Here is a 25,083-nt window from a genome sequence, read left to right on the forward strand (position 1 = left end):
TTGCTTCTGTCGTTCTGAGCACAAGAATCGGCGCCGGGGATCGTATTGGAGTCTGTATTGTCCGCCACCGGCATCGGCAGTCTGCGGCCGAAACGGAGGTTCTGGGCAGCGGCATCGGTTATGGGAATGGTCGGCATCGTACGTTGCGCGGCCTCAAGCATGGTCAGAGAGCGACGCTTCAGTTCTTCGGCATCAACGTCAAGCACGGCCTTGTTCAACGTCAGCGTCACGCCCTCACGATTGGTGAAGGTGTGCGGCTTGGCATGGGCAGTGACCACTCGCCCAGCCAGTTGCGAATCTGCCAAGTCAAATCTGCCGACCCTCGTGCGACGCAGCTTTGTCAAGTAACCGCCGACCCCCAGAAGTCGGCCCAAATCGCGGCCCAACGAACGGATATACGTACCCGTCGAGCAGCTGATACGTACATCGAGGTCGACAACGGAAGTCGCAGCCGCCGTCTGCTTATTCCCGTTATCGTCAAAATCAGAAGTATCGGTTTGTGTATCTGAAGACGAAGCCGCCGTCTTTACAGCTTTCCTCTCCCCTGTTTCATCGGTGCCCCCAGCCGATGCCACGTTGGCATTCGTCGGAGTTTCCGATTTTTCCCCAACTGCTTCACTATCCACAATTTCGACATTGCGAGCGCCAAGCACAGTGAACTCGCTGATGGTGACCGGACGGGCATCGAGTGTTACAGCCTTGCCCTGACGGGCCAGCTCGTACGCGTGACGACCGTTGACACGAACGGCGGAATAGGAACTCGGCACCTGCTCGATGTCGCCGGTCAGATGCTCCGCGATGGTTTGCTCGATCTGTTGAAGTGTCAGTATACGGATTTTGTCGTGTCCGTCAGCACAAGACGGTCCACCATCAAAAGTCTGTGGCAAGTCGTCGGCCTTTTCGATTTCCGAAGAAGTCTTGGACAGGCTTCCATCGGAGTCGCGATCTCCATCCGACACGGCTACGATATTGCTTTCCCCGTGCATGTTCATGCCGTTATCGGTGGCGTTATCATCCGATTTCGCCGGCATGGCCTGTACGGCTTCGTTTCGAGAATCATCCGCCAATCTCACCGGCGCAACCGTCGTGATCTCGCCTTCGGAATCGTCTGTAGTACTTGTCTGCCCCAAACGGATGGTGGCCTCATAAGTCTTGGTATGATCGACGATATAGTTCAAAAGCCGCGTACCATGGCCAAAACCGATGACCAATACGCCAGAGGCCTGCGGATCGAGCGTGCCCGCGTGGCCGACGCGGCGCATGTGCAGTTCCCCGCGTACGGCTGCCACCACGTCGTGGCTGGTCACGCCGAGCGGCTTATCGACCACGAGAAGTCCGGAAAGTTCCGGCTGCTTATTCTTCTTCGACACCATCATCCTCAAAATCGGCGGCGGTCTTCTTCTTGCGCGGCTCGACGTACGGATTCGCCTCGCCGGCGTACTGCGCGGTCTCGCGGGCCTTGTCGAGCTCTTCGTCGCGCCTGTGGGCGGTGACCAGAATGTCTTCGATCTCGTGTGCCTCGCTCGGCACTTCGTCATAGATGAACTGCAGCTGCGGGGTCAGGCGCAGCCCAGCCTTGGCACCCACCAGCGAACGGAGCCTGCCGGTGGCCTGCTTCAGCGCCTGCTCGGCACGCTTGCGCTCACCCTGCGCCTTACCCTCCTGGCCAAGCTGGGTCCAGTAGACGCGTGCGATCTGAAGGTCGCCGGTGACGCGCACATCAGTGATGGTGACGCCGTTGAGGCGCTTGTCGTGCAATGTGCGTTCCATCGACGAGGCGATGACACGCTGAATCAACGCCGCGATACGCGCGGCCCGTGGATTGGTTCCTGCCATAACGTTTCCTTTTATTACTTACTCTAACTGTTACGTTTCATGATACAGACTGACGAGAATACGTGTTCTCCTACTGAATTATCACTGTGCTGCTGGTAAACGGACTCCAGACTCATATTATGAGCCGTTTTCCAGCATAACCACACTTTCCTGCTGGAAAACGGATTCTAAACTCTTACGAGAGTCCGTTTTCCAGCACCTCCATTGACTTGATGCTGGTAAACGGACTCTAGCCGCTTGCTATATGCCGTTTACCAGCACAACACTTGTTCTGATGCTGGTAAACGGACTTTTAGTTCACGTCACAGTCCGTTTACCAGCACTAAACGTTTTCGTACTAACTCAATCAGACACAACAGAAAATGCGTAGACACTCCAACGGCAAAAATGACAATTGCCACCCGCTGCGCTTTGACGCTGCAGATGGCAATCCATCAATACCGATTAATCACTTCTTCTTGGAATCAGTTTTCGGTTCGGGTGCCTTGAGGTCGCCTTCGGACTTCCCGGAGCCCTTGTCATCCTTCTTTGAAGGCTGACCGTCCTTGCGCTCGATCTCCTTCATCTCGAAGGTCTCGATAATGTCGCCTTCCTGGATGTCGTTGAAGGAACCAAGGTTGATGCCAGCCTCGTAGCCTTCCTTGACGGACTGCACGTCGTCCTTGAAACGACGCAGCGAGGAGATCTCCAGGTCGTTGACCGTGGCCACGCCATTGCGCAGAATACGCGCCTTGGTGCCACGCTTGACCTCGCCGTCCTGGACCATGACGCCGGCGATGTTGCCGAACTTGGAGGAACGGAAGATCTGGCGAATCTCGGAATGGGAGGTGGTGACCTCTTCGTACTCCGGCTTGAGCATGCCCTTCAAGGCGGCTTCGATATCTTCAATCGCCTTGTAGATGACGGAGTAGTACTTGATCTCCACGCCCTCGCGGTCGGCAAGATCGGCGACCTGACGGTTCGGACGGACGTTGAAGCCGATGATGACGGCCTTGTCGACCGTGGCCAGATTGACATCGTTCTGGGTGATCGCGCCGACACCGCGGTGGATGACCTGGATGCCGACCTCGTCGGACACCTCGATCTTCATCAGGGAATCTTCCAACGCCTCGACGGAACCGGAGGAATCGCCCTTGATGACGATGTTGAGCATGTCGACCTCGGACTTGGCGAACTGCTCCTTCAGGCTCTCGAGCGAAACGACCTTGCGACGCTTGGCCAGCTGGGCCGCGCGTTCGGAGGCCTGACGCTTTTCGGCGATCTGACGGGCGGTGCGGTCGTCGGGTGCGACCAGGAAGAGGTCGCCGGCGCTCGGCACGCTGGTCAGGCCCAGCACCTGGACAGGCGTGGAAGGCGCTGCGGCCTTCATGGTCTTGCCGTCCTCGTTGAGCATGGCACGCACGCGGCCGTATGAAGTGCCGGCCACGATGGCGTCGCCCACATGGAGCGTACCCTGCTGCACCAGCACGGTTGCCACGGCGCCGCGTCCCTTGTCGAGCCTTGCCTCGACGGTCGCTCCACGAGCGTCCATATCGGGGTTGGCCTTGAGGTCGAGTTCCGCATCGGCGGTCAGGAGAATCGCTTCAAGCAGCTTGTCGACGTTGGTGCCCAGTTTCGCGGAGATGTCGACGAACATGGTGTCGCCGCCGTATTCCTCGGGGACCAGGCCGAACTCAGTGAGCTGTCCGCGTACCTTTTCAGGATTCGCGCCTTCGACATCGATCTTGTTGACCGCGACCACGATCGGCACCTTGGCCGCCTGCGCGTGGTTGATGGCCTCAACCGTCTGCGGCATCACGCCGTCATCGGCCGCGACGACGAGCACCGCGATATCGGTCAGTTCGGCACCACGGGCACGCATGGCGGTGAACGCCTCGTGGCCAGGGGTATCGAGGAAGGTGATCTTGCGCGGTTTGTCTTCCAAGTTGACAGTGACCTGATAGGCACCGATACGCTGGGTGATGCCACCGGCCTCTCGCGCGGACACATTGGTCTTGCGGATGGTGTCGAGCAGGCGGGTCTTGCCGTGGTCGACGTGGCCCATGACAGTGACCACCGGCGGACGCGGCTTCAGATCCTCGTCGTCCTGCAGTTCTTCCTCATCAAGATTGATGTCGAACTGCTGCAGGATCTCCTTGTCTTCCTCTTCGGCGGAAACGATCTTGACGTTCCAGCCGATTTCCTCGCCCAGAATCTGGAACGTGGCTTCATCGAGGGACTGGGTGGCCGTGGCCATCTCGCCCAAGTGGAACATGACCGTCACCAAAGCGGCGGGATTGACATTGATCTTTTCGGCGAGGTCGGCGAGCGTGGCTCCCTGACGAAGCTTTACGGTCTGGCCATTACCGGCGGGAATGCGAACACCGCCGATGGTAGGAGCTTTGATCTCCTCGTAATCACGACGTTTCGCAAGCCTGTTCTTGCGGGCCCTCGAAGATTTGCCGCCCTGACGGCCGAAAGCACCTGCGGCACCGCCACGACCGCGACCGCCGCCACGCGACGGGCCGCCGCCCTGATAGCCGCCGGATCCGCCACCGAAGCGATTGCCGCCACGGCCTTGGGATTCGCCTTGGGCCTGCCCGGGGCGATTGTGCCCCCACTGCCCAGGACGTGCGCCCTGGTTCTGCCCGGGACGTCCGTTGCGGAATCCACCACGGCCACCACGGCCTCCATTGCGGCCGCCACGGCTGTTGTTGACCGTGGGACGGGCCATCGGATGCGGGCGCGGGATGCCGCTGGGCATCGGTACATGCATGCCCTGCTTGCGGCTGAATGGATTGTTACCCGGACGAGGCCCGGAACCTGTGTGCTGAGCGTGCGGCGCGGGCTGCGCACCACCATTGCCGGGACGAGGGGCACCACCGTTACGCGAACTGTTCGCGCCTGGCTTCACGCCACCGTTGTTGCCATTGAAATGCTGGTTGTTGCGCGGCCCGGGCATGCCACCCTGACGGCGTCCATGATCGCGACCACCGTGTTCGTTATGGCCACGATTGCCTTCATACTCGCGGTTTCCGCCCTCATGACGAGAACCGTGAGACTGGCCATTACGCGAAGACTCGTGATGGGGACCGGCACCAGGCTTGGCCGGGAAATGCGAATGAGCCTGTTCTCCCGGCTTCGCGCCGGTAGCGTTCTGACGCTGATGGCCGCTGCCCGGCTTGGCTCCGTGGGCGGAAGGTTTGGATTTTGGTGAAGCACCATCGGCCCCGGAATTATCGTTCTGCGGGAACGCGGCCCGCAACTTGCGGACAACCGGCGCCTCCACTGTCGAGGATGCGGATTTGACGAACTCCCCCATGTCCTTCAGCTTCCGAAGGACGGCTTTACTGTCTACGCCAAACTCTTTAGCGAGTTCATATACGCGCTGTTTTGCCACTCAGTTTTCTCCTACTATTGTGACCGCGCGTACATGCACGGTCAATGTATTGTTACGGCGAGCTTACCCAGACTCATCGTGCGACCATGATTGTGTTACCTCGTCTCCGACCGGTGTGCAGACGCACTTCGCGCCGGTAACCGGATTACTGCAATCCAGCATACTCGTGATGCTGGATTGCAGACTATTGTTCGTTTTCTACTGTTTTGCCCTCTTCGGCGGCTTTTGCGGCAGCCTGTGCCTGGGCGGCGGCATGGGCTTCGCTGGACTCGATGCCGATCTTCCAACCGGTGAGTTTGGCGGCGAGCCGGGCGTTCTGCCCCTCTTTGCCGATAGCGAGCGAAAGCTGGTCATCGTGAATGTAGGCGATGGCCGTCTTGTTCTTCTCGCTGACGATATCGACACCGGTTGCGACCGCCGGCGAAAGCGCGGAGCCGACGAACTTTGCGGGGTCCTTCGACCAATCAACGATGTCGATCTTCTCCGGTCCGAGATTCTCCATCACCGCACGCACGCGAGCGCCGCCAGGACCGATCAAGGCGCCCTTCGGATTGACGCCTTCGGTGTTGGCACGAACCGCGATCTTGGTGCGGGCGCCGGCCTCACGGGCGATGGCCATGATCGAGACGGCACCGCTCACCAGCTCCGGAACCTCACGCTCGAAAAGCTTGCGCACCAGCTCAGGGTGCGAACGCGACACGACGATTTCAGGGCCCTTCAGCCCACGACCGACGGTGACGACATAGACGCGCAGGCGGTCACCGTGACGATAATGCTCGCCGGGCACCTGTTCGCGTTTGGGCAGAATCGCCTCGACGTCGCCAACCGCGACATGCACATTGGCCGGGTCCTTCGTATCCTGCTGGATGACGCCGGTGATGAGCTTGCCTTTCTGCCCGGCAAAGGCGCCGAGCACTCGTTCGTCCTCCGCATCGCGGAAAAGCTGACGAATCACCTGACGGGCGGTCGAAGCCGCCAAACGTCCGAAATCATGCGGGGTGTCATCGTATTCTTCGCCGAGTTCCGGACGCGGGTGCGGGTCCTCCTCGGTGGGCTCCACCGGCTTTTCGTCCCTCGCCCAGACGGTGAAGGTGCCTGCACGATCGTCGAGTGCGACGCGGGCGTGCTTCGCCGCATGTGGTGTTTTGCCATACGCCAATAGCAATGCTTCGGAAAGTGCGTTGTCAAGTGTTTCAGAATCGATTCCCTGCCCTGCCGCGAGCTGATGAATACCTGTCAGGTCCAGTTCCATGGTCGCAAGACCTCCTATATGAAATTATCTGCCGAGCTTTTCAAAGCCCCATTAAGTCATAATCATTCGGTATTCTAGTAGTTTATGCAGACACGTCGTATTTTTTCCTCTTTGCGCAATTTCCTGAGACGACGTGTCGTTCCAGCGCTTGCCGTGGCCGCTCTTGTCGTTCCTTTGGCGGCCTGCAACGCCCCGCGAATCGAATCTCCTGTGGAATCGGCAGGGCCCTGCAGAACCGCCTATGACAATGCCGTCTCCGACAGTTCACAGTCAGACGCAGGCCATCCGTTCATCGACCGTTACCTATCCGCCGGAAACGCAGCGCAATCCTGGCGTGAGGCCGCTATTCTCTGCCCGTCGCAATTCAGCATATATACCATAAAAAGCGCGCAGATGCAATGGCTTCAGCGCAGTCTTTCTGTACAGGTCGGTGTTACACCCACACGACCCAACGCGGCACTGGCCAATCTCGACAACGTCTTCGCCTTGCATGTCAGCCGCGACACCCTCGCTTCCATGGCTTTGGCGGAGGACCGTGCCGGTTTTGAAATCGCGGTCCTTGCGGCAAAAGGCGTCGGCAATGCCACTCTGCGTCTAAGCGATGGCCACAAAGCCGTCGCCTCGCGCCTTATCTCTTTGGAGACCAAGAACGCAAGTGCCACCGCCTCCAACGACCCGCGCAAGAAGGTCTACGACGTGACCGATCTCCTCGCCCACCCCGAGACCATTACCGATCCGAGCACCGGATTGCAGACTTCCACCATCGGCGTCGTGGAGATGGATTGCGCCCGCGAATCGCTTACCGCCCTTTCACAGACATTGCCGGTATCGAACACCGACGATTCGTCTGCTGCCAACGGTGCTGCATCGGGAAACCAAAGAAACGAAAGCAGCAGCAAATCGCTGGCCGTGCTCGCCGATCTCATCTCCTCGCGTATCTACCTGGCGTTATCGCTGGGCTATCCGTCTTTCGACAGCGCTTTGTATCGGTAATCGTTGTATATCCATTTCCCCGATTGACGTCGCAGCCAAGCACAGCTCAGGTGAAATCTCACGGACCGTCAAGCCCTTCCCGTCATCCCTGGTTGGATCACACCCCAAGATCGCACCCCGACATGTTGATGACGCTTCGGGATTGTCTCTCTGCCTAATGCGGCGGTCGCCGATTTTGCCTTGAAGATATCTCACACCTGTATGCATGTCTCATTCAGTACGGCGCCATTGCCGATACCCCCGAATCGGGGTTAATGGCCAGAAAACGTGTCCGTTTTAGGATGTGAGCGGTTGTCCCGTCTGGTCTGTCGGGCGTTCGAGTTGGGCAGCGGCAAACTCGGAGACCAGAGACACTGCAGATACGAAAACGCCTCCGAAACCGAAGTTCCAGAGGCTTAACGCGGATAAGGCGAGATTCGAACTCGCGGAGGATTTCTCCTCACACGCTTTCGAGGCGTGCTCCTTAGACCGCTCGGACACTTATCCATTTGTTACGAAAACGCAACTTTTCTAGTATAAGGCAACGTGCCAACCATCGCAACCGGGCGTGGCGCATTCCACACAATCCTCCAGATCGCACCATAAATAGGCCGCTACCGTACAATCAGCGGCCAAAATGGCGGAACAGAACAATTCTGCCATATTCGGTCCGCTTTCCCGAGGCCAGTGACTTATTTATGGAGCAACTGAATTTCGTAGGCCTCTTCAGGGCGATTCTGCACAATCAATCGAGAGTGCGGCGAGCGCGGATCGCCACGGCGCGCTTCGCCAGCTCGGTGTCCGGCGGATAAGCGACATGCTCCAGTGTTAGACCGCAGGCGGCGATGGGCCCGGTCGAGCCTTCACGCACGGGTTCGGCCATCTTGCGCGCGAACCAATCCAAAGACTTGCGATGCCGACCGACCTGTACGCACGCGTTGACCAGCGAACGCACCATGTTGTGCGCGAAAGCATCGGCCACTATGGTGAAACAGACCAGACCGGACTCGAGGGACGGCACGGCGTAGGCCTGATCTGTACTCGAACGACCCGTTGTGAATCCGGACCCGCATGCCGCCACGGATGGCGTCTCAGAGGTTCCGACGATTGCCGGCTTATCATTCCCGCCGGGCGCAGTGGATGGTTGAGCATCCACGAAACCAACGGCGTCACCGTACAATCCCGTTGCAGGCACACGCTTCCACACCGCCTTCTTGACCTCACGAATGGTGGTACCGCCCGGATTGGGAGTAGCGAAGGAGCCGAAATCGTGCAGACCGATGGTCATGGCAGCGGCCTGGTTCATCGCGGGGATATCAAGCGTGTCTTCGAGGTTCCACACAAAGCCGCGCAACCGTGGATCAGCGGGTCTGGCCCCGTCCGCAATCCGATACACATATGTGCGTTCCAATGCCGAGAAACGGGCGTCGAAACCGTCCGGCGCCACTTGCACGCCGTGCAGTGCGATATCATCGGGCAAATCGTGGCTCAGACGACGACGCAAAGCCTCGACGGCGGGCACTTGCATGTGTCCCACGCAACGATCGAGCGTCGCCTCCCCCACGTCCAGATGGCAGACCTGATGGGCGGCATGCACACCAGTATCGGTGCGTCCGGCTACCACCAGCCGCAAGGGCTCATCGGCATCGTCAACCGGCACGCGCATGACAGTATGCAACGCGGTCTCAACGACCCCTTGCACGGTACGCAGGCCGGGCTGCTTCGCCCAACCATGGAAACCGCCGCCGTCGTATGCCAGATCAATTCGTAATCTCATCGTTGCCAGTATACGTGCTGCACCGGCTTGCAAACTCAGTACATCGCGTACAGCAGCAAACATGCTCTGAATAAGAGAAAATTGTGATTAACTCTGCACGATGCTCGAATATACAGAATTAATCACGAAAAGACTATCGAAAACGTGATTAGCTCTGCATCGCATCTGAGCATGCAGAATAAATCACAAAAAGACCAGCAAAAACGTGATTAGCTCTGCAAGTTCATGAATATGCAGAATAAATCACGGAATCAGACAAATATGAGGCAAGCTTCAGGGCGGACCATCATAATAAGCGAAAGAGGACCGGAGACTTGCATCTCCGACCCTCTTGATGAAGAAACCTCAGTGAAGCCTAACGGTTCACTTCTCTTCCTTGTCGTCATCCTTGGCTTCGGTCTTCTTGACCTCGGCCTCATCGGCAGCGACATCAGCCTTGACTTCGGTCTCCTTGGCCTCGGCAGTGCCCTTCTGAGCCTTCGCTTCGGTCTCTTCGACCTCGGCCTTGTCAACGGCAGCCGCAGCAGAGGCTTCGGCTTCCTTGACCACGGACTGCTTGGCGCTGACCGGCTCGGTGACGAGCTCGATGATGGCGCGCGGCGCGTTGTTGCCCTTGGACGGGGCAATCTTAACGATGCGGGTATAGCCACCCTCACGCTGCTTCATCTGCTCGGCGATCTCCGTGAAGAGCTTGTGCACGATGGACTTGTTGCGCACGACGCGCATCACGCGACGACGATGAGCGAGGTCACCCTTCTTGGCGAAGGTGATCAGGCGCTCGACCACGGGGCGAAGACGCTTGGCCTTCGGCAGCGTGGTGACGATGCGACCGTGCTCGAACAGGCTGGTCGCCATGTTCGCGAGCATCAAACGCTCATGAGCCGGGCTTGAAGCCAGGTGCGGCCCTTTTCTAGGTGTAGGCATTATTACTCCTTAACGCCTCGGAATTACCCGTTCAGGTGGGCATACGCCCGAACATCCGAACGGATACCGAAGCTTAAAATGAAGTTGGCTCTTACTCGTCTTCAGGCGAGAAGAAGGTGCCACCTTCAAGGTTGTTGGTATCGAAGCCCAGCGGAGAGGCCTTCAGCGAGAGACCCATGCTTTCGAGCTTCTCCTTGACCTCGTCGATAGACTTCATACCGAAATTACGGATGTCGAGCAAATCCTGCTCGGTGTGGGACACCAATTCACCGACGGTGTGGATACCCTCCCGCTTCAGGCAGTTGTAGCTGCGCTGGGTGAGATTGAGTTCCTCGATCGGAATCGACATCTCCGGATTGACTTCTTCCTCAACCGGAGCCGGGCCGACCTCGACGCCTTCCGCTTGCGTGTTGAGTTCACGGCAAAGGCCGAAAAGTTCAACCAAAGTGGAACCGGCGGATGCGACGGCATCGCGCGGCGAAATCGCCGGCTTGGTCTCCACATCGAGGATGAGCTTATCGAAATCCGTGCGCTGTTCGACACGGGTGGCCTCGACCTTATAGCTCACCTTGAGAACGGGCGAATAAATGGAATCGACCGGAATACGGCCAATCTCATCGTCATCCTGCTTGTTCATCTGCGCCGGGACATAGCCACGACCACGCTCGACAGTGAACTCGATCTCGAGTTCGCCGTCCTCGGCGAGAGTGGCGATATGCATATCCGGGTTGGCGATGGTGACGCCGGCCGGAGGGGTGATATCCCCCGCGGTGGCCTCGCCCTTGCCGCTCTTACGCAGATACATGACAACCGGTTCGTCATATTCACTGGTGAGTACGATTCCCTTGATATTGAGCAGGATCTCAGTGACATCCTCGACGACGCCAGGCAGAGTAGTGAACTCGTGCAGGGCACCGGAGATGCGCACTGAAGTGACTGCGGCTCCAGGGATAGAACTCAACAGAGTACGACGCAACGAATTACCAAGCGTGTAACCAAATCCAGGCTCGAGCGGCTCGATAGTGAAACGAGAACGCTGCGGATTCAGTGATTCCTCAGTAAGTTGCGGACGCTGTGCAATAAGCACTGTGTTATCCTTTCAGCTTTTGATCGTGGTGCACTCACTGGTCATAAGCGGGTTGGACGGATGGTTAAATGAAGTGCTTCAGACGCGGCGGCGCTTCGGAGGGCGCACACCGTTATGAGCCTGCGGGGTGACATCGGTGATGGAACCGACTTCGAGACCTGCGGACTGCAGGGAGCGGATGGCGGTTTCACGACCGCTGCCCGGACCCTTGACGTAGACGTCAACCTTCTTGACGCCGTGCTCCTGCGCCTTGCGGGCGGCCGATTCAGCGGCCATGCCTGCGGCGTACGGAGTGGACTTACGCGAGCCCTTGAAACCGACATCGCCACCGGAAGCCCAAGCGACTACAGCGCCCGAAGGATCCGTGATGGAGATGATGGTGTTATTGAAAGTGGACTTGATGTGCGCTTGGCCGACCGGTACCGATTTACGGTCACGGCGACGTGGCTTGCGCGCGGCTTGCTTTGCAGCTGCCATTGATCCTCGTTTCCTAATTACGAATGATTCCTACGTCACGAAGAGCCTGGAACGCTGCAAGAACCTTGCGACGCCCCGTCCCTCTTCATAACTGCTTTAAGCCTTACTTAACGGCCTTTTTCTTTCCAGCGACGGTACGCTTCGGACCCTTGCGGGTACGGGCGTTGGTCTTGGTGCGCTGACCGCGCACGGGCAGACCATGGCGGTGACGCTGGCCCTGATAGCAGTTGATCTGAATCTTGCGACGAATATCCGCATCGACTTCACGACGCAGATCGCCTTCAATCTTGTAATTTGCCTCAAGATAGTCACGCAGCGTAATAAGCTGCTCGTCGCTCAGATCCTTGACGCGGGTATCCGGATTGACTCCGGTGGCGGCAAGCGTTTCCTTCGCGCGAGTACGGCCGACACCAAAGATATAGGTGAGGGCGATCTCGATGCGCTTCTCATTGGGGATGTCGACTCCGGCAAGACGTGCCATTGCGATTCCTTCTATGTTCCGTAGGTTTGTACCAAGTCATCCGGTCTCCCGGCTCGGGCCTACGTACCCGAGGTTCAGCGATTTGCGCTGCGACTCAATACCTTTTATCTGGTCGGAGGTTTTCCGCTCAGCCTTGACGCTGCTTATGGCGCGGGTTGGAGCAGATCACCATGACGCGACCGTGACGACGGATCACGCGGCAATTCTCGCAGATCCTCTTCACACTAGGGCTGACCTTCATGGTTTTCCTTTTCTGTACCTTTACTTATAACGGTACGTAATTCGGCCGCGGTTCAGATCGTAAGGGCTCATTTCAAGGACCACACGGTCCTGCGGAAGGATGCGGATATAATTCTTGCGCATCTTGCCTGAAATGGTGGCCAGCACGATGTGCTTGTTTTCAAGTTCGACGCGAAACATCGCGTTCGGCAGTGCTTCCACTACCTGACCTTCAACTTCAATCACACCGTCTTTAGCCATGAGCCTCATTCCGTTCTTTGGCTGATATTACATGTATGATGCATCCGAAAACACACCAACTTCTTACTATAACAAAAGAAGGGACCAAGCGCGACACGGCGTGTTGCATTTGGTCCCTTCTTGTGGTAATGGACTATTTGTACGTTATCGGTTCAATTGACTATCCAATAACGAGCATGTCATATACCGAAGGCTTCCATCAATCCAGGGCTGCAAAGATGTTCTTGGAAATGTCTTCGATCTCGCCCTGCCCGTCAATGGCGACGAGACAACCACGTGACTTGTAGGTATCGAGCAGCGGAGCGGTCTCTTCGTCATAGGTCTTGAGACGCTGGGCGATGGCCTCGGCGTTGTCATCGGCGCGGCCTTCTTCGGCGGCGCGTTTGGCGATGCGACCCATCAGGATGTCGCGGTCGGCATCAAGCGCCACTACTTTGTCGAGCGGTGTGCCCAATTCTTCGAGCATCTTGTCGAGCGCCTCGACCTGGGCGGCGTTGCGCGGATAGCCGTCAAGAATCCAGCCGTTCTTGGCATCGTCCATGGCCAGGCGGTCCTTGACAATCTTATTGGTCAGCTCATCGGGAACAAGCTGTCCCTTGTCGGTATAGCTCTTGGCTTCCTTACCAAGCGGGGTATTGTTCTTCATGTTGTAGCGGAAGATGTCTCCGGTGGAGATGTGCGGAATGCCGTAATGTTCGGCAATCAGCTTGGCCTGTGTACCTTTGCCCACTCCTTGCGGGCCCATAATCAATAGACGCATATCACATCAACTTTCTTTCATTGTTGTCGTTATCAAATGATGCCTGCCCGAATATCTCCAGACAAGCATCATTTCATTGTTGTTTTAAAGGCTATCAACGATTGAACCGAATGAAGTCACTCGGATTGATCGTCGGTATTCTGATCATCTTCGGAAGAAGTATTCTCAGCATCCTTGATCTCGGAGGCGTCAACCGCTTCGGTATCCGAAGTGCTTGCCGTTTCCGTACTGTCTTCCTGGTCAGCCTCACCTCGAGTGCTTTCGTCACTTTCGTTTGAGGTGTCCTCGAGAACCGACGTAGAAGTCTCGGACTTCTCGGAAGTGCTTACATCCGCACCTTCGACATGATCGGTGTCTTCAAGCAGGAAACCAGTGTACTGGAACTGCTCGGTCTGAGCCTTGGCCTGACGCAGGGTGTCGAGGCCGACGCCCGCGATAATCAGGATGGTGGTTCCACCGAACGGAAGCCTGTTGTTGAGCTTCAGCATCATGATCAGCATGGTAGGAATCAATGCGACGAAGAGCAGGTAGACGGCACCGACCGTGTTGAGCCTGTTCATCACATAGCTCAGGTAACGGCTGGTGGCGCTGCCGGCACGAATGCCGGGAATGAAGCCGCCGTACTGCTTCATGTTGTCTGCCGTCTCATCGGGATTGAAGGTAATCGACGTATAGAAGAAGCAGAAGAACACGATCATCACAGCGTAGAGCGCGATGTACCAGATCGAGGTGGTGTTGGCCAGATTGGTGTTGATCCACTTGACCCACTTCTGGTCGGACTTGCCGAACTGCGCGATCAGTGTCGGAATCGCCAGAATCGAGGAGGCGAAGATCGGCGGGATAACACCGGACATATTGATCTTCAACGGAAGATAGGTGGAAGAGCCACCGTACATCTTGCGGCCGATCATACGACGCGTGTACTGCACCGGGATACGGCGCTGTGCAAGCTCGACGAAATCGACGAAGATGAGAATGACGACCAGGACCGCGACAACGATGCCGAAGTAGATCCAATTGCCGTTCTTGCCGTTGGTGCCCCAGCCAATCTGCCAAAGCTGCGGCAGGAAGCCGGAGCAGATGGACATGAAGATCAGGACGGACATACCTTGGCCGATGCCCTTGTCGGTGATCAACTCGGCCATCCACATGATCAGGCCGGTGCCACCGGTCATGATCAGCACCATAACCACGAGGTTCCAGACCGTTCCGTCGGGGACGACCTGACCGCACTGGTAGTTGAACAGCGCACCCGAGCGGGCAGTGACCAGAATAGTGGTGGACTGCAGGATCGCCAGGCCGATGGTCAGATAACGCGTATACTGCGTGAGCTTGGTCTCGCCTGACTGGCCTTCCTTATGCAACGCCTCGAAACGCGGAATAACCACACGCAGCAGCTGAATGACGATGGATGCCGTGATATATGGCATCACGCCCAATGCAAAGATGGAGAGCTGGAGCATGGCACCGCCGGAGAAGAGGTTGACCAACCCCACGAAGTTCTCCTGCGTGGTCTTCATTGTACCAACGCACTGCTGCACTACTTTATAGTCCACACCCGGTGTCGGTATGAACGAACCGATACGGTAGATGATAATGATGCCGAGCACGAAGAGGATCTTATGGCGAAGTTCCTTCGTCTTCAGGGCCTGGATTAACGTCCTCACCTGGATTTCCTTCCCTATTCGGCACAACTGATGTACCGACGCAAACACACTAAATGATAATCTTAGCGTCAAGCATCTACCAAACGCCACTTACTACGTGGCTCAACCAATCGGAAACGACTGGTTTTATCCAATGCCACGCCGTATACAAATAATGGTCCCCCTCGCTGATTGCAAGGGGGACCAAATATAACGCGTTTCGAAGCTTACGTTTCAAAACGCAAAGACATCCGAATTATTCTTCGGAAATGGAGCCGCCTGCAGCCTCAATCTTGGCAAGTGCGGACTTGGAAGCCTTCACACCCTTGAGTGTGAACGCAACCTTGGTCTCGCCGTCGCCCAGAACCTTGACAGGGTATCCGGCGCGAACCGCACCGGCCTTGACCAGATCCTCGACCGTGACCTCTCCGCCCTTCGGGAACAACTCGGAGAGAGCGGAAATGTTGACGACCTGGAACTCCTTCTTGAAGGGGCTCTTGAAGCCACGAAGCTTCGGAAGACGCATATACAGCGGCAGCTGGCCACCTTCGAAGCCAGGACGAACCTGATAACGCTTCAAAGTACCCTTGGCGCCACGTCCCGAGGTCTTACCCTTGGAACCCTCACCACGACCCACGCGGATACGGTTCTTTTTGGAACCCGGCGCAGGACGCAGATCGTGCATCTGCAAAATCGTGTTTTCTTCTTGTTCTGCCATATCAGGCCTCCTCAACCGTGACCAAGTGGCGAACCGCATTGATCAGACCGCGAGTTGCAGGAGTGTCCTCACGGACAACCGTCTGACCGATCTTGTGCAGGCCAAGCGTGCGAACAGTGTCGCGCTGGGCAGGCTTGCGGTTGACCAGACCTTTGGTAAGTGTGATCTTCAGATCTGCCATTACTCTTCACCCTCCTTGGCTTGGTTCTCCTCGGCCTTGGCGTCCTCACGGGCCTTGCGGGCCGCGGCGATGCCTTCGGCACGAGCACGAAGCAGAGTGTCGGGAGCGACTTCCTCAACAGTCAGGCCACGGCGTGCCGCGATCTCTTCCGGCTCCTCAAGCTGCTTCAAAGCATCCACAGTGGCGCGAACCACGTTGACCGCGGTGGCGCTGCCCATGGACTTGGTGAGGATATCGGAAATGCCGGCGCACTCCATGACGGCGCGAACAGCACCGCCGGCGATTACACCGGTGCCTGGAGCGGCAGGACGAAGCAGAACAGTGCCTGCGGCGTCATGGCCGATGACCGGATGGGTCACGGTGCCACGAACGCGGGGAACGCTGAACATGTGCTTCTTGGCGTCAAGCTGGCCCTTGGCGATGGCGGCAGGAACCTCACGGGACTTGCCATAGCCAACACCCACGGTGCCGTTGCCGTCTCCGACCACGACCAGAGCAGCGAAGCTCATGGAGCGGCCACCCTTACGGGTCTTGGAAACGCGGTTGATGGTCACGACGCGATCGAGCAGCTCATCGCCACGATTTTCCTCGTGACGACCGCGACGGCCACCACGACGATCGTCACGACGTCCTTCGCCGCGTCCTCCGCGACGGCCACCACGGCGGTCATCATTGCGACCCTCGCCGCGGCCACCGGCAGTACGCTGACCTTGCTTATTGTCGTTGGACGCCTGCGTGTTCTGATTTTCTTCAGTCACTTGGGTTTCCTTTTCGTTGTCGCTCACAGTGCAAGACCTCCCTGACGGGCGCCTTCAGCAACGGCTGCGACGCGACCATGATACTTGTTGCCGCCACGGTCGAAGACGACGGAATCAATGCCCGCGTCCTTGGCCTTCTTGGCAATCAGCTCGCCGACCTTCTGAGCCGCTTCGGTCTTGGTGCCCTTGAACCCATCGAAATCATGGGTGATGGTGGACTCGCTGACCAAAGTGATGCCCTTGGTGTCATCAACGATCTGAGCGACCATGTGACGGTTCGAACGGGTGACGACGAGACGCGGACGCTCTGCAGTGCCGCTGAGGTGCTTGCGCAGACGAGCGTGACGACGAAGCCTTGCGACTTTCTTGCCTTTACCGAAAATCTTGACTGTCATATCACTTACCAGCCTTTCCAGCCTTGCGCAGGATGTGTTCGTCGGAGTACTTGATGCCCTTGCCCTTGTAGGGTTCCGGCTTGCGAAGTGCGCGGATATTGGCCGCGGCCTGACCGACCGCCTGCTTGTCGATACCCTTGACGACCACCTGGTTGGCATTCGGCAGCTCGAAGGTGATGCCTTCGGGCGGGTTGACGGTGATGGTGTGCGAATAGCCGAGCGAGAACTCAATGCCCTGGCCCTTCATCTGCGCACGGTAACCGGTGCCGACGATGTCCAGCGTCTTGGTGAAACCAACGTGGACACCCTCAACCATCGAAGCGACGATGGAACGGGCCAGACCGTGGTCTGCACGGGTCTGCAGCTGATCATCGACCGGATCGAAGTAAATGGTGTTGTCTTCAACCCGGGCGGTGATGCCGTCCGGAATAGTGTAGGAATCAGAACCCTTGGCGCCCTTGACGCTGAAGTTCTGTCCGTCGATCTTGACTTCCACGCCTGCCGGGATGGCGACGGGGAGCTTACCAATATGTGATGCCATGTTTAGCTCTCCTTCCTCACCATACGAAGGCGACGATTTCGCCGCCGATGCCCCGGTCGAGGCAATCTTTCTGGGTCAACAATCCTGCACTGGTCGAAATAATCGCGACACCCATGCCACCGAGTGGCATCGGCAGTGCGTCCGACTTTGCATAGCGACGCAGGCCTGGCTTCGAGATGCGCTTGATGCCCTGAATGGCACGCTCGCCATTGGGACCGTACTTCAGCGTGATCTCAAGGTTCTGGCCGACACGGGCATCCGTAGCGGTGAAGTCATTGATATAGCCTTCACGCTTGAGGATCTCGGCAATCGCCGCCTTGAACTTGGAGTACGGCATGGAAACGGTCTCATGCTTCGCCGCACTCGCATTACGCAGACGCGTAAGCATATCTGCGATTGGATCTGTCATTGTCATGTGGGCTAACGCCCTTTCTCGCCGTGGTTTCCTCCGCCGGAGCAGGTATTTGCGACCTGCTCCGGCCGAGGACCTTCAGCGTCGATGTTTACCAACTGGACTTCGTAACTCCGGGCAGCTCGCCACGATGAGCCTTCTCACGAAGGCAGATGCGGCACAGGCCGAACTTGCGATATACGGAGTGGGGACGGCCGCAAACCTGGCAGCGCGTGTAGGCACGCACCTTGAACTTTGGTTTGGCAGCAGCCTTTTTTCTAAGAGCGGTTTTTGCCATTTCAGTTCTCCTTGAAGGGGAATCCAAGGTGCTTGAGCAATGCCCGGGCTTCCTTGTCATCCTTGGTGCTGGTCACCACGGTGATATCCATACCACGCTGATGATCGATCGCATCCGGATCGATTTCGTGGAACATGGACTGTTCCGTGAGACCGAAGTTGTAGTTGCCTTGGCCATCGAATTGCTTGTCGCTGATGCCGCGGAAATCGCGGATACGCGGCAGGGCCAGAACGAGCAGCCTATCGAGGAACTCCCACATGCGGTCGCCGCGAAGCGTCACATAAGCACCGATGGCCTGGCCCTCACGCAGATGGAACTGCGCGACGGACTTCTTGGCCTTGGTGATCTTCGGCTTCTGGCCGGTGATGGCGGTGAGGTCCTTGACCGCGCCTTCGATGAGCTTGGAGTCGCGGGCAGCGGCGCCGACGCCCATGGAGACGACGACCTTCTTGACCTTGGCGACCTGCATCGGGTTGGAATACTTGAATTCCTTCTCGAGCTCAGGCACGATCTTGTCGATGTACTGCTGCTTCAGGCGCGGTGTTGCCGGCGCTTCGACTGTTGTATCGCTCATGCCAGCTCCTTTCCTGATTTCTTGGCGACGCGCGTACGCACAGTCTTGACCTTGCCGTCAACGGCCTTGGTCGAGACTTTGACGCCAACACGGGTCGGTTCCTTGGTCTCCGGGTCGATGACCATCACATTGGAGCGATGAATCGGCGCCTCAACGGAGACGATGCCGGACTGCTGACCCTGCTGGGTGGCGCGCACATGCTTCTTGACGATCTGCACGCCCTCAACGATCAGACGATCATTGGGGAGCACACGCGTAACCTTGCCCTCTTTGCCGCGATCCTTGCCGCGGATGACCTTCACCTGATCGCCGGTCTTGATCTTGGCTACCATCTCAGATCACCTCCGGGGCGAGGGACACGATCTTCATGAAGCGCTTGTCGCGCAGTTCACGGCCGACCGGTCCGAAGATACGAGTGCCCTTGGGCTCATGGCCGGAGCCAAGAATAACCGCAGCGTTCTCGTCGAACTTGATGTATGAGCCGTCTTTGCGACGATGCTCTTTTACTGTGCGGACGACAACGGCCTTGACCACGTCGCCCTTCTTGACCGACCCGCCAGGGATCGCGTCCTTGACGGAGGCGACGATCACGTCGCCGATGCCGGCATAGCGTCGCTTCGATCCGCCGAGCACTCGGATGGCCAAGATCTCCTTGGCACCCGTGTTGTCGGCGACATGAAGCCGCGTTTCCTGCTGAATCATTGATTCTCCTTAGCCGCGCTGGTTCTCCCCTGCCACCCGTGAAGGTGAGCAGCGGAGCCTTGCCGAACTTATTACTTGGCGCGTTCGACGATGGAGTCGAGACGCCAACGCTTGGTCTTGCTCAAAGGCCGAGTCTCCATGATACGCACGAAGTCGCCGTTGTGGGCGTCATTGTGCTCGTCATGAACCTTGACCTTACGAGTGGAACGAACGACCTTGCCGTAGAGCGGGTGGGTCGAACGCTGCTCAAGCTCGACGGTGATGGTCTTGTCCATTGCGTCGGACACGACGTAACCGCTACGAGTCTTACGGAAGTTGCGCTCTTGCTTTTCAGCCATGCTTACTTCTCCTCAGTCTTCGTGTCGCCCGACTCAGGCTCCTCGCTGATGCCGAGTTCACGCTCGCGCAGGACGGTGTACATCCTGGCGATATCGTGCTTCACGGCCTTGAGCCTAGCGGAGTTGTCAAGCTGACCGGTGGCGTTCTGGAAGCGCAGGTTGAAAAGCTCTTCCTTGGACTTCTTGAGGAAGCCTTCGATCTCGCCATTGGTCTTCTCGTTGAGATTCTTGATGCTGTAGTCTGCTGTTCCGACTGCCATCAGAGATCACCGCCTTCACGTGCGATAATGCGGCACTTCATCGGCAGCTTGTCGATAGCGCGGCGAAGGGCTTCCTTCGCAGTCGCTTCCTCGACGCCACCGATTTCGAACATCACGCGTCCAGGATGCACGTTGGCGATCCAAGACTCCGGGGTGCCCTTGCCGGAACCCATTCGGCTTCCGAGTGCGTGCTTGGTCAAAGGACGATCAGGGAAAATCGTGATCCACACACGACCGCCACGCTTGATGTAGCGGGTCATGGCGATACGAGCAGCCTCGATCTGACGGTTGGAGATATAGGCAGGGGCCAAAGCCTGGATGCCATAATCGCCGAACGCGATCTCGTTGCCGCCCTTGGACATGCCGCGACGCTTCGGACGCTGCTGTTTACGGTACTTAGTCCTCTTTGGGATAAGCATATCTGCTCACTCCTTTGCTTCCGAGGCGGCAGGTGCTGCGGCTGCTGCGGGCTCTGCGGCTTCGGCCGCGGCCTGAGGGGCCTTGGCTTCCGGCTTGGAACCACGAGCACCGGACGGACGACCACCACGACGCGGGCGACGATCGCCGCCACGACGTCCACGGTTGTTGTCCTGCTGGGCCTGCTGCTCATCGAACTGACGTTCGGTCATGTCGCCCTTGTAGATCCAGACCTTCACACCGATACGGCCATAGGTCGTACGGGCTTCGAAGAATCCGTAATCAATGAGAGCGCGAAGGGTCTGCAGCGGAACGCGACCCTCACGATAGAACTCGGAACGGCTCATCTCGGCGCCTCCAAGGCGACCGGAGAGCTTGATGCGGATACCCTTGGCGCCAGCGCGCATCGCGTCCTGCTGAGCCTTGCGCATGGCACGACGGAACGTGACACGGTTGGTCAGCTGCTCGGCGATGGACTGAGCGACAAGCTGGGCGTCCAAAGCGGCGTTCTTGACTTCGAAGATGTTGAGCTGAACCTGCTTGCCCGTAATCTTCTCGAGCTTGGCACGAACGCGTTCGGCCTCTGCTCCACGACGGCCGATGACAATGCCCGGACGAGCGGTGTGGATATCCACACGCACGCGGTCACGGGTACGCTCGATGATGATGCGGGACACGCCTGCACGCTCGAGGTCCTTGTTCATGGCCTTGCGAATCTTGTCGTCCTCGAGGACGAAGTCGCTGTAACGCTCACCAGGCTTGTTGGAATCGGAGAACCACTTGGAACGGTGGTCTTCAGTGATACCCAGGCGGTAGCCTAACGGATTGATCTTCTGACCCATCTTTAGCGGGCTCCTTCCTTGCTGGCGACAACGACGGTGATGTGGCTGGTACGCTTGTTGATGCGTCCGGCGCGGCCCTGTGCACGAGCACGGAAACGCTTGAGCGTCACGCCTTCGTCCACATAGGTCTCTTTCACATACATATCGTTCTCACGGAACGCCTCGCCAGCCTTGTCGGCCTTGACGCGTGCGTTCGCGGTGGCGCTGCGCAGTACCTTGAGCACTGGCTCGGAGGCATCCTGCGGTGCGAATTTCAGAATGGTGACGGCTTCGCTCACTTTTTTGCCTCGGATGAGGTCGACCATGCGGCGAGCCTTGCGCGGCGTCACACGGACGTGACGTGCGATTGCTTTAGCTTCCATAATCTTTCTCTTCCTTTAGCGACGAGCTTTTTTGTCGTCATGAACATGACCACGGAAGGTCTTCGTCGGTGCGAATTCACCGAGCTTGTGGCCCACCATGGACTCGGTCACGAAGACCGGGACATGCTTGCGACCATCATGCACAGCGAAGGTGTGACCGATGAAGTCCGGAGTGATCATCGAACGGCGCGACCACGTCTTGATGACGTTCTTCGTGCCTTTCTCGTTCTGTTCGTCGACTTTCTTCTGTAAATGGGCGTCGACGAAGGGGCCCTTCTTGATGCTACGTGACATCTATTCGACGCTCCTTACTTACGGTTCTTGCCATTGGGACGACGACGAACAATCATCTTGTTCGAAGCCTTCTTCGGACGGCGAGTACGAACTTCGCCCTTGCCCCACGGCGACACTGGCGGCTTACCACCGCGAGTGGTACCACCATGCGGGTGGTCGACCGGGTTCATGGACTCACCACGAGTGATCGGGCGACGACCCATCCAACGAGCGCGACCTGCCTTGCCGAGCTGCACATTGGCGTGGTCGGAATTGCCGACCTCACCGATGGTTGCGCGGCAGCGAGCGTCGACGTTGCGGATTTCTCCGGACGGCATACGCAGCTGGGCGTAAGCACCGTCCTTGGCGACAAGCTGAACGCCTGCACCAGCGGAACGCGCGATCTTGGCACCGCCCAGAGGACGAAGCTCGATAGCGTGGACGATCGTACCAGTCGGGATGTTGCGCAGCGGCAGATTATTGCCGGGCTTGATATCGGCATTTTCGCCGGTCTCGATGACGTCACCCTGCTTGATGCCCTTGGGCGCTACGATATAGCGCTTCTCGCCATCTGCATAATGCAGGAGGGCGATACGAGCGGAACGGTTCGGATCATATTCGATCTCAGCAACACGAGCAGGAACGCCGTCCTTGTCCCAACGCTTGAAATCGATGAGACGGTACTGACGCTTGTGGCCGCCGCCGCGATGGCGAGAGGTCACACGGCCGTAAGAGTTACGACCGCCGGTGCTGTTGAGTTTGCGTACCAGCGACTTCTCAGGCGTGGAGCGCGTAAGGTCGGAGAAATCCGACACGGACGCACCACGACGGCCCGGAGTCGTCGGCTTATAAACGCGGATAGCCATAATGAGTTCTTCCTTTGACTTTTTCGGCTATTGCTTCAGTTGCCGAAGATGTCGATCGACTGGCCCTCGGCAACGGTCACGATCGCGCGCTTTTCATTGACGCGGCGACCGAATCCGGTGCGGGTGCGCTGACGCTTGCCGGCGCGGTTGAGGGTGTTGACGTTCGTCACCTTGACATTGAAGATTGTTTCGATGGCCTGCTTGATCTGAACCTTGTTGGCATCAGGAGCGACCACGAAAGTGTACTGACCACGGTCACCGGCGGCATAACTCTTTTCAGAGACAACCGGCTTGATGATGACATCGTGGGCGGGATTGTGAATAGCTACCATATCGTTCAGGCCTCCTTGGGCTCAGTCTTGGCGGCAACGAAGGCATCGAAGCCTTCCTTACTGAAGACGACATACTGAGCGGTAACCACATCGTAGGTGTTGAGCTGATCTGCGAAGAGCACATGCACCGTCGGGATGTTGCGAACGGAAAGCCACTCGTTGACGTTGTCGCGCGAAAGCACGACAGTGGTGAACTCGTTCTGGCTTACCGGGGTCAGCGCAGCGATAGCGGCTTTGGTAGACGGAGTGTCCTTGATACCAAAGTCGACAACGGCGACGTGACCGGCATTCGCACGGTTGGAAAGCACATAGCGCAGTGCGCCGGCCTTCATCTTCTTGGGAGTGCGCTGGGAGTAATCGCGCGGCACCGGGCCGTGAGCGATACCACCGTGAACCCACTGAGGAGCGCGAATCGAGCCCTGACGAGCGCGACCGGTGCCCTTCTGCTTCCACGGCTTCTTACCGCCACCGGAGACATCGCCACGGCTCTTGACCGCGTGCGTACCCTGACGAGCAGCAGCGAGCTGAGCGATGACGACCTGATGAATCAGCGGAATGTGAGCCTCGACTTCTTCATTGGAGATGCCGAAGATCTCGACCGGCGCCTCAACGGTGCCAGCGGACTTGCCCTTGGCGTCGGTGACATTGAGTGTTACGTTAGCCATGATTTATCAGGCTCCCTTCACAGCCGAGCGAAGCAGGACGATGCCACCCTTGGGCCCTGGAAGAGCACCCTTGATGGCGATGACGCCGTTCTCCGTATCGGAGGAAACGACCTCAAGGTTCTGCACGGTGGAAGTGACATGGCCCATACGACCGGCCATACGCTTGCCCTTTAAGATACGGCTCGGAGTCGCGCATGCACCGACTGAGCCGGGGCGACGTTCGTTCTTGTGCGAGCCGTGAGTACGACGATAGGACTTGAAGCCCCAACGCTTGATGGTTCCGGCGAAGCCCTTGCCCTTGGTCGTACCGGTGACGTCCACTTCCGAACCATCGGCGAACAAGTCGGCGGTCAATTCCTGACCGGGCTTGAAATCGTCGACGTTGTCCGTACGGACCTCGACCAGATGACGACGCGGGGTAACGCCCGCCTTCGCGAAATGACCAGCCATGGGCTTGGTCACCTTAGTGGGATCAATTTGGCCATAGCCGAGCTGAACGGCCTTGTAGCCGTCGCTCTCTTCGGTCTTGACGCAAGTGACCACGTTCGTGGACACATCAACGAGCGTCACGGGAACGAAGAAACCTTGTTCGTCCCAAACCTGCGACATGCCAAGCTTGCGGCCCAGCAGTGCAGAACGATTTGCTTTCTGCAACGACATGCTTCTCCCCTCCTTTACAGCTTGATCTCGATATTGACATCCGCAGGCAAATCGATGTGCATCAATGAATCCACGGCCTTGGGGGTCGGGTCCACGATGTCGATGAGGCGCTTATGAGTACGCATCTCGAAATGCTCGCGAGAATCCTTGTATTTATGAGGAGAACGAATTACCACAAAGACGTTCTTCTCAGTAGGCAGAGGAACCGGGCCCACCACAGTGGCACCCGCGTTCGTGACCGTCTCGACGATTTTCTTCGCCGATTGGTCGATGACCTCATGGTCATAGGACTTAAGCCTGATGCGGATTTTCTGTCCCGCCATTGCCGTCCGCCCTTTCTAGCGATTGTTGACATTACCAACCCATTTAAGGACACCGGCGCGTACGACCCCCGGGAAATCCCGTGGCCGTGACCACATCAGTGTGCAGCACTACAGCG

33 protein-coding genes, 1 tRNA gene and 2 pseudogenes are annotated in these 25,083 nt (G+C 57.8%); 1 reads left to right on the forward strand and 35 read right to left on the reverse strand.

Annotated features, from left to right (window positions below):
* Positions 1 to 308: 308 nt before the first annotated feature.
* The 4 genes and pseudogenes from OZX64_RS06985 to nusA form a co-directional block, all read right to left on the reverse strand.
* Positions 309 to 1,370: pseudogene (locus tag OZX64_RS06985) on the reverse strand (hypothetical protein); the annotation flags it as partial.
* A complete protein-coding gene (gene rbfA, locus OZX64_RS06990; protein WP_277172323.1) occupies positions 1,354 to 1,836 on the reverse strand; it encodes a 30S ribosome-binding factor RbfA in 483 nt (160 codons plus the stop codon). The gene rbfA and the pseudogene OZX64_RS06985, both read right to left, overlap by 17 nt.
* A gap of 544 nt (positions 1,837 to 2,380) precedes the next feature.
* Positions 2,381 to 5,215, reverse strand: a pseudogene (gene infB / locus OZX64_RS06995) (translation initiation factor IF-2); the annotation flags it as partial.
* 184 nt (positions 5,216 to 5,399) lie between these two features.
* A complete protein-coding gene (gene nusA / locus OZX64_RS07000; RefSeq protein WP_277172325.1) occupies positions 5,400 to 6,467 on the reverse strand; it encodes a transcription termination factor NusA in 1,068 nt (355 codons plus the stop codon).
* An 84-nt stretch (positions 6,468 to 6,551) separates the two neighbouring features.
* On the opposite strand from nusA, the gene OZX64_RS07005 reads away from it, so the two are divergent.
* Positions 6,552 to 7,460: a hypothetical protein gene (locus OZX64_RS07005; RefSeq protein WP_277172327.1), complete on the forward strand. Its 909-nt coding sequence runs from the start codon at positions 6,552 to 6,554 to the stop codon at positions 7,458 to 7,460.
* A 401-nt stretch (positions 7,461 to 7,861) separates the two neighbouring features.
* Here OZX64_RS07005 and OZX64_RS07010 read toward each other — a convergent pair.
* The 31 genes from OZX64_RS07010 to rpsJ form a co-directional block, all read right to left on the reverse strand.
* A tRNA-Ser gene (locus OZX64_RS07010) sits at positions 7,862 to 7,946 on the reverse strand.
* 238 nt (positions 7,947 to 8,184) lie between these two features.
* On the reverse strand, positions 8,185 to 9,216 hold the full coding sequence (locus OZX64_RS07015) for a tRNA pseudouridine synthase A (protein ID WP_277172329.1): 1,032 nt from the start codon (positions 9,214 to 9,216) through the stop codon (positions 8,185 to 8,187).
* Between the two features lie 363 nt (positions 9,217 to 9,579).
* Complete coding sequence (gene rplQ / locus OZX64_RS07020; RefSeq protein WP_277172331.1) at positions 9,580 to 10,140, reverse strand: 50S ribosomal protein L17; 561 nt, start codon at positions 10,138 to 10,140, stop codon at positions 9,580 to 9,582.
* A 91-nt stretch (positions 10,141 to 10,231) separates the two neighbouring features.
* Complete coding sequence (locus OZX64_RS07025; RefSeq protein ID WP_277156962.1) at positions 10,232 to 11,227, reverse strand: DNA-directed RNA polymerase subunit alpha; 996 nt, start codon at positions 11,225 to 11,227, stop codon at positions 10,232 to 10,234.
* A gap of 78 nt (positions 11,228 to 11,305) precedes the next feature.
* A complete protein-coding gene (gene rpsK, locus OZX64_RS07030; RefSeq protein WP_277146299.1) occupies positions 11,306 to 11,704 on the reverse strand; it encodes a 30S ribosomal protein S11 in 399 nt (132 codons plus the stop codon).
* Between the two features lie 103 nt (positions 11,705 to 11,807).
* Positions 11,808 to 12,185, reverse strand: coding sequence for a 30S ribosomal protein S13 (gene rpsM, locus OZX64_RS07035; RefSeq protein ID WP_277143870.1), 378 nt, complete (start codon positions 12,183 to 12,185; stop codon positions 11,808 to 11,810).
* A gap of 127 nt (positions 12,186 to 12,312) precedes the next feature.
* Complete coding sequence (gene rpmJ / locus OZX64_RS07040; RefSeq protein ID WP_043164480.1) at positions 12,313 to 12,426, reverse strand: 50S ribosomal protein L36; 114 nt, start codon at positions 12,424 to 12,426, stop codon at positions 12,313 to 12,315.
* Positions 12,427 to 12,446: 20 nt separating this feature from the next.
* The gene (infA, locus tag OZX64_RS07045; RefSeq protein ID WP_003808114.1) at positions 12,447 to 12,665 is read right to left on the reverse strand and encodes a translation initiation factor IF-1; all 219 of its coding nucleotides are present in this window, start codon (positions 12,663 to 12,665) and stop codon (positions 12,447 to 12,449) included.
* 199 nt (positions 12,666 to 12,864) lie between these two features.
* On the reverse strand, positions 12,865 to 13,425 hold the full coding sequence (locus OZX64_RS07050; protein WP_277156961.1) for an adenylate kinase: 561 nt from the start codon (positions 13,423 to 13,425) through the stop codon (positions 12,865 to 12,867).
* A 116-nt stretch (positions 13,426 to 13,541) separates the two neighbouring features.
* Positions 13,542 to 15,092, reverse strand: a complete 1,551-nt coding sequence (gene secY, locus OZX64_RS07055; protein WP_348519407.1) for a preprotein translocase subunit SecY — start codon at positions 15,090 to 15,092, stop codon at positions 13,542 to 13,544.
* A 235-nt stretch (positions 15,093 to 15,327) separates the two neighbouring features.
* Positions 15,328 to 15,789: a 50S ribosomal protein L15 gene (rplO, locus tag OZX64_RS07060; RefSeq protein ID WP_277172333.1), complete on the reverse strand. Its 462-nt coding sequence runs from the start codon at positions 15,787 to 15,789 to the stop codon at positions 15,328 to 15,330.
* A gap of 1 nt (position 15,790) precedes the next feature.
* A complete protein-coding gene (rpmD, locus tag OZX64_RS07065; RefSeq protein ID WP_277146295.1) occupies positions 15,791 to 15,970 on the reverse strand; it encodes a 50S ribosomal protein L30 in 180 nt (59 codons plus the stop codon).
* The gene (gene rpsE / locus OZX64_RS07070; RefSeq protein WP_277156959.1) at positions 15,970 to 16,755 is read right to left on the reverse strand and encodes a 30S ribosomal protein S5; all 786 of its coding nucleotides are present in this window, start codon (positions 16,753 to 16,755) and stop codon (positions 15,970 to 15,972) included. The genes rpmD and rpsE overlap by 1 nt, the downstream gene beginning before the upstream one ends.
* Positions 16,752 to 17,123 carry a 50S ribosomal protein L18 gene (gene rplR, locus OZX64_RS07075; protein ID WP_277156958.1) on the reverse strand — a complete coding sequence of 124 codons (372 nt, stop codon included), beginning with the start codon at positions 17,121 to 17,123 and terminating at the stop codon, positions 16,752 to 16,754. Before rplR ends, rpsE begins: the two co-directional genes overlap by 4 nt.
* 1 nt (position 17,124) lies before the next feature.
* Positions 17,125 to 17,664 (reverse strand): 50S ribosomal protein L6, encoded by a 540-nt coding sequence (gene rplF, locus OZX64_RS07080; protein WP_277156957.1) that lies wholly within the window; start codon positions 17,662 to 17,664, stop codon positions 17,125 to 17,127.
* Between the two features lie 16 nt (positions 17,665 to 17,680).
* Entirely contained in the window at positions 17,681 to 18,079 is a 399-nt protein-coding gene (gene rpsH / locus OZX64_RS07085) for a 30S ribosomal protein S8 (protein ID WP_277156956.1), read from the reverse strand.
* Positions 18,080 to 18,167: 88 nt separating this feature from the next.
* Positions 18,168 to 18,353: a type Z 30S ribosomal protein S14 gene (locus OZX64_RS07090; RefSeq protein WP_277156955.1), complete on the reverse strand. Its 186-nt coding sequence runs from the start codon at positions 18,351 to 18,353 to the stop codon at positions 18,168 to 18,170.
* A gap of 1 nt (position 18,354) precedes the next feature.
* Positions 18,355 to 18,927 (reverse strand): 50S ribosomal protein L5, encoded by a 573-nt coding sequence (rplE, locus tag OZX64_RS07095; RefSeq protein WP_277156954.1) that lies wholly within the window; start codon positions 18,925 to 18,927, stop codon positions 18,355 to 18,357.
* Entirely contained in the window at positions 18,924 to 19,259 is a 336-nt protein-coding gene (gene rplX, locus OZX64_RS07100; RefSeq protein ID WP_277156953.1) for a 50S ribosomal protein L24, read from the reverse strand. The genes rplE and rplX overlap by 4 nt, the downstream gene beginning before the upstream one ends.
* Before the next feature lies 1 nt (position 19,260).
* Complete coding sequence (rplN, locus tag OZX64_RS07105; RefSeq protein ID WP_091847708.1) at positions 19,261 to 19,629, reverse strand: 50S ribosomal protein L14; 369 nt, start codon at positions 19,627 to 19,629, stop codon at positions 19,261 to 19,263.
* A 71-nt stretch (positions 19,630 to 19,700) separates the two neighbouring features.
* Positions 19,701 to 19,967 (reverse strand): 30S ribosomal protein S17, encoded by a 267-nt coding sequence (rpsQ, locus tag OZX64_RS07110; RefSeq protein ID WP_277143842.1) that lies wholly within the window; start codon positions 19,965 to 19,967, stop codon positions 19,701 to 19,703.
* Positions 19,968 to 19,969: 2 nt separating this feature from the next.
* Complete coding sequence (gene rpmC, locus OZX64_RS07115; protein ID WP_277156952.1) at positions 19,970 to 20,227, reverse strand: 50S ribosomal protein L29; 258 nt, start codon at positions 20,225 to 20,227, stop codon at positions 19,970 to 19,972.
* Complete coding sequence (gene rplP, locus OZX64_RS07120; RefSeq protein ID WP_277146287.1) at positions 20,227 to 20,646, reverse strand: 50S ribosomal protein L16; 420 nt, start codon at positions 20,644 to 20,646, stop codon at positions 20,227 to 20,229. The genes rpmC and rplP overlap by 1 nt, the downstream gene beginning before the upstream one ends.
* A 6-nt stretch (positions 20,647 to 20,652) precedes the next feature.
* On the reverse strand, positions 20,653 to 21,486 hold the full coding sequence (gene rpsC / locus OZX64_RS07125) for a 30S ribosomal protein S3 (protein ID WP_277156951.1): 834 nt from the start codon (positions 21,484 to 21,486) through the stop codon (positions 20,653 to 20,655).
* A gap of 2 nt (positions 21,487 to 21,488) precedes the next feature.
* Positions 21,489 to 21,848, reverse strand: a complete 360-nt coding sequence (gene rplV, locus OZX64_RS07130) for a 50S ribosomal protein L22 (RefSeq protein WP_277146285.1) — start codon at positions 21,846 to 21,848, stop codon at positions 21,489 to 21,491.
* A 15-nt stretch (positions 21,849 to 21,863) separates the two neighbouring features.
* Complete coding sequence (rpsS, locus tag OZX64_RS07135) at positions 21,864 to 22,142, reverse strand: 30S ribosomal protein S19 (RefSeq protein WP_091847714.1); 279 nt, start codon at positions 22,140 to 22,142, stop codon at positions 21,864 to 21,866.
* Positions 22,143 to 22,156: 14 nt separating this feature from the next.
* Complete coding sequence (gene rplB, locus OZX64_RS07140) at positions 22,157 to 22,987, reverse strand: 50S ribosomal protein L2 (RefSeq protein WP_277146284.1); 831 nt, start codon at positions 22,985 to 22,987, stop codon at positions 22,157 to 22,159.
* A gap of 35 nt (positions 22,988 to 23,022) precedes the next feature.
* Entirely contained in the window at positions 23,023 to 23,319 is a 297-nt protein-coding gene (gene rplW / locus OZX64_RS07145; protein ID WP_277156950.1) for a 50S ribosomal protein L23, read from the reverse strand.
* Between the two features lie 5 nt (positions 23,320 to 23,324).
* A complete protein-coding gene (rplD, locus tag OZX64_RS07150; RefSeq protein WP_277156949.1) occupies positions 23,325 to 23,984 on the reverse strand; it encodes a 50S ribosomal protein L4 in 660 nt (219 codons plus the stop codon).
* 6 nt (positions 23,985 to 23,990) lie between these two features.
* Entirely contained in the window at positions 23,991 to 24,644 is a 654-nt protein-coding gene (rplC, locus tag OZX64_RS07155) for a 50S ribosomal protein L3 (protein ID WP_277156948.1), read from the reverse strand.
* A 14-nt stretch (positions 24,645 to 24,658) separates the two neighbouring features.
* On the reverse strand, positions 24,659 to 24,967 hold the full coding sequence (rpsJ, locus tag OZX64_RS07160; RefSeq protein WP_003808013.1) for a 30S ribosomal protein S10: 309 nt from the start codon (positions 24,965 to 24,967) through the stop codon (positions 24,659 to 24,661).
* Positions 24,968 to 25,083: the final 116 nt, after the last annotated feature.

It is taken from the genome of Bifidobacterium sp. ESL0704 (genome assembly GCF_029392075.1).
Taxonomy (GTDB): domain Bacteria; phylum Actinomycetota; class Actinomycetes; order Actinomycetales; family Bifidobacteriaceae; genus Bifidobacterium.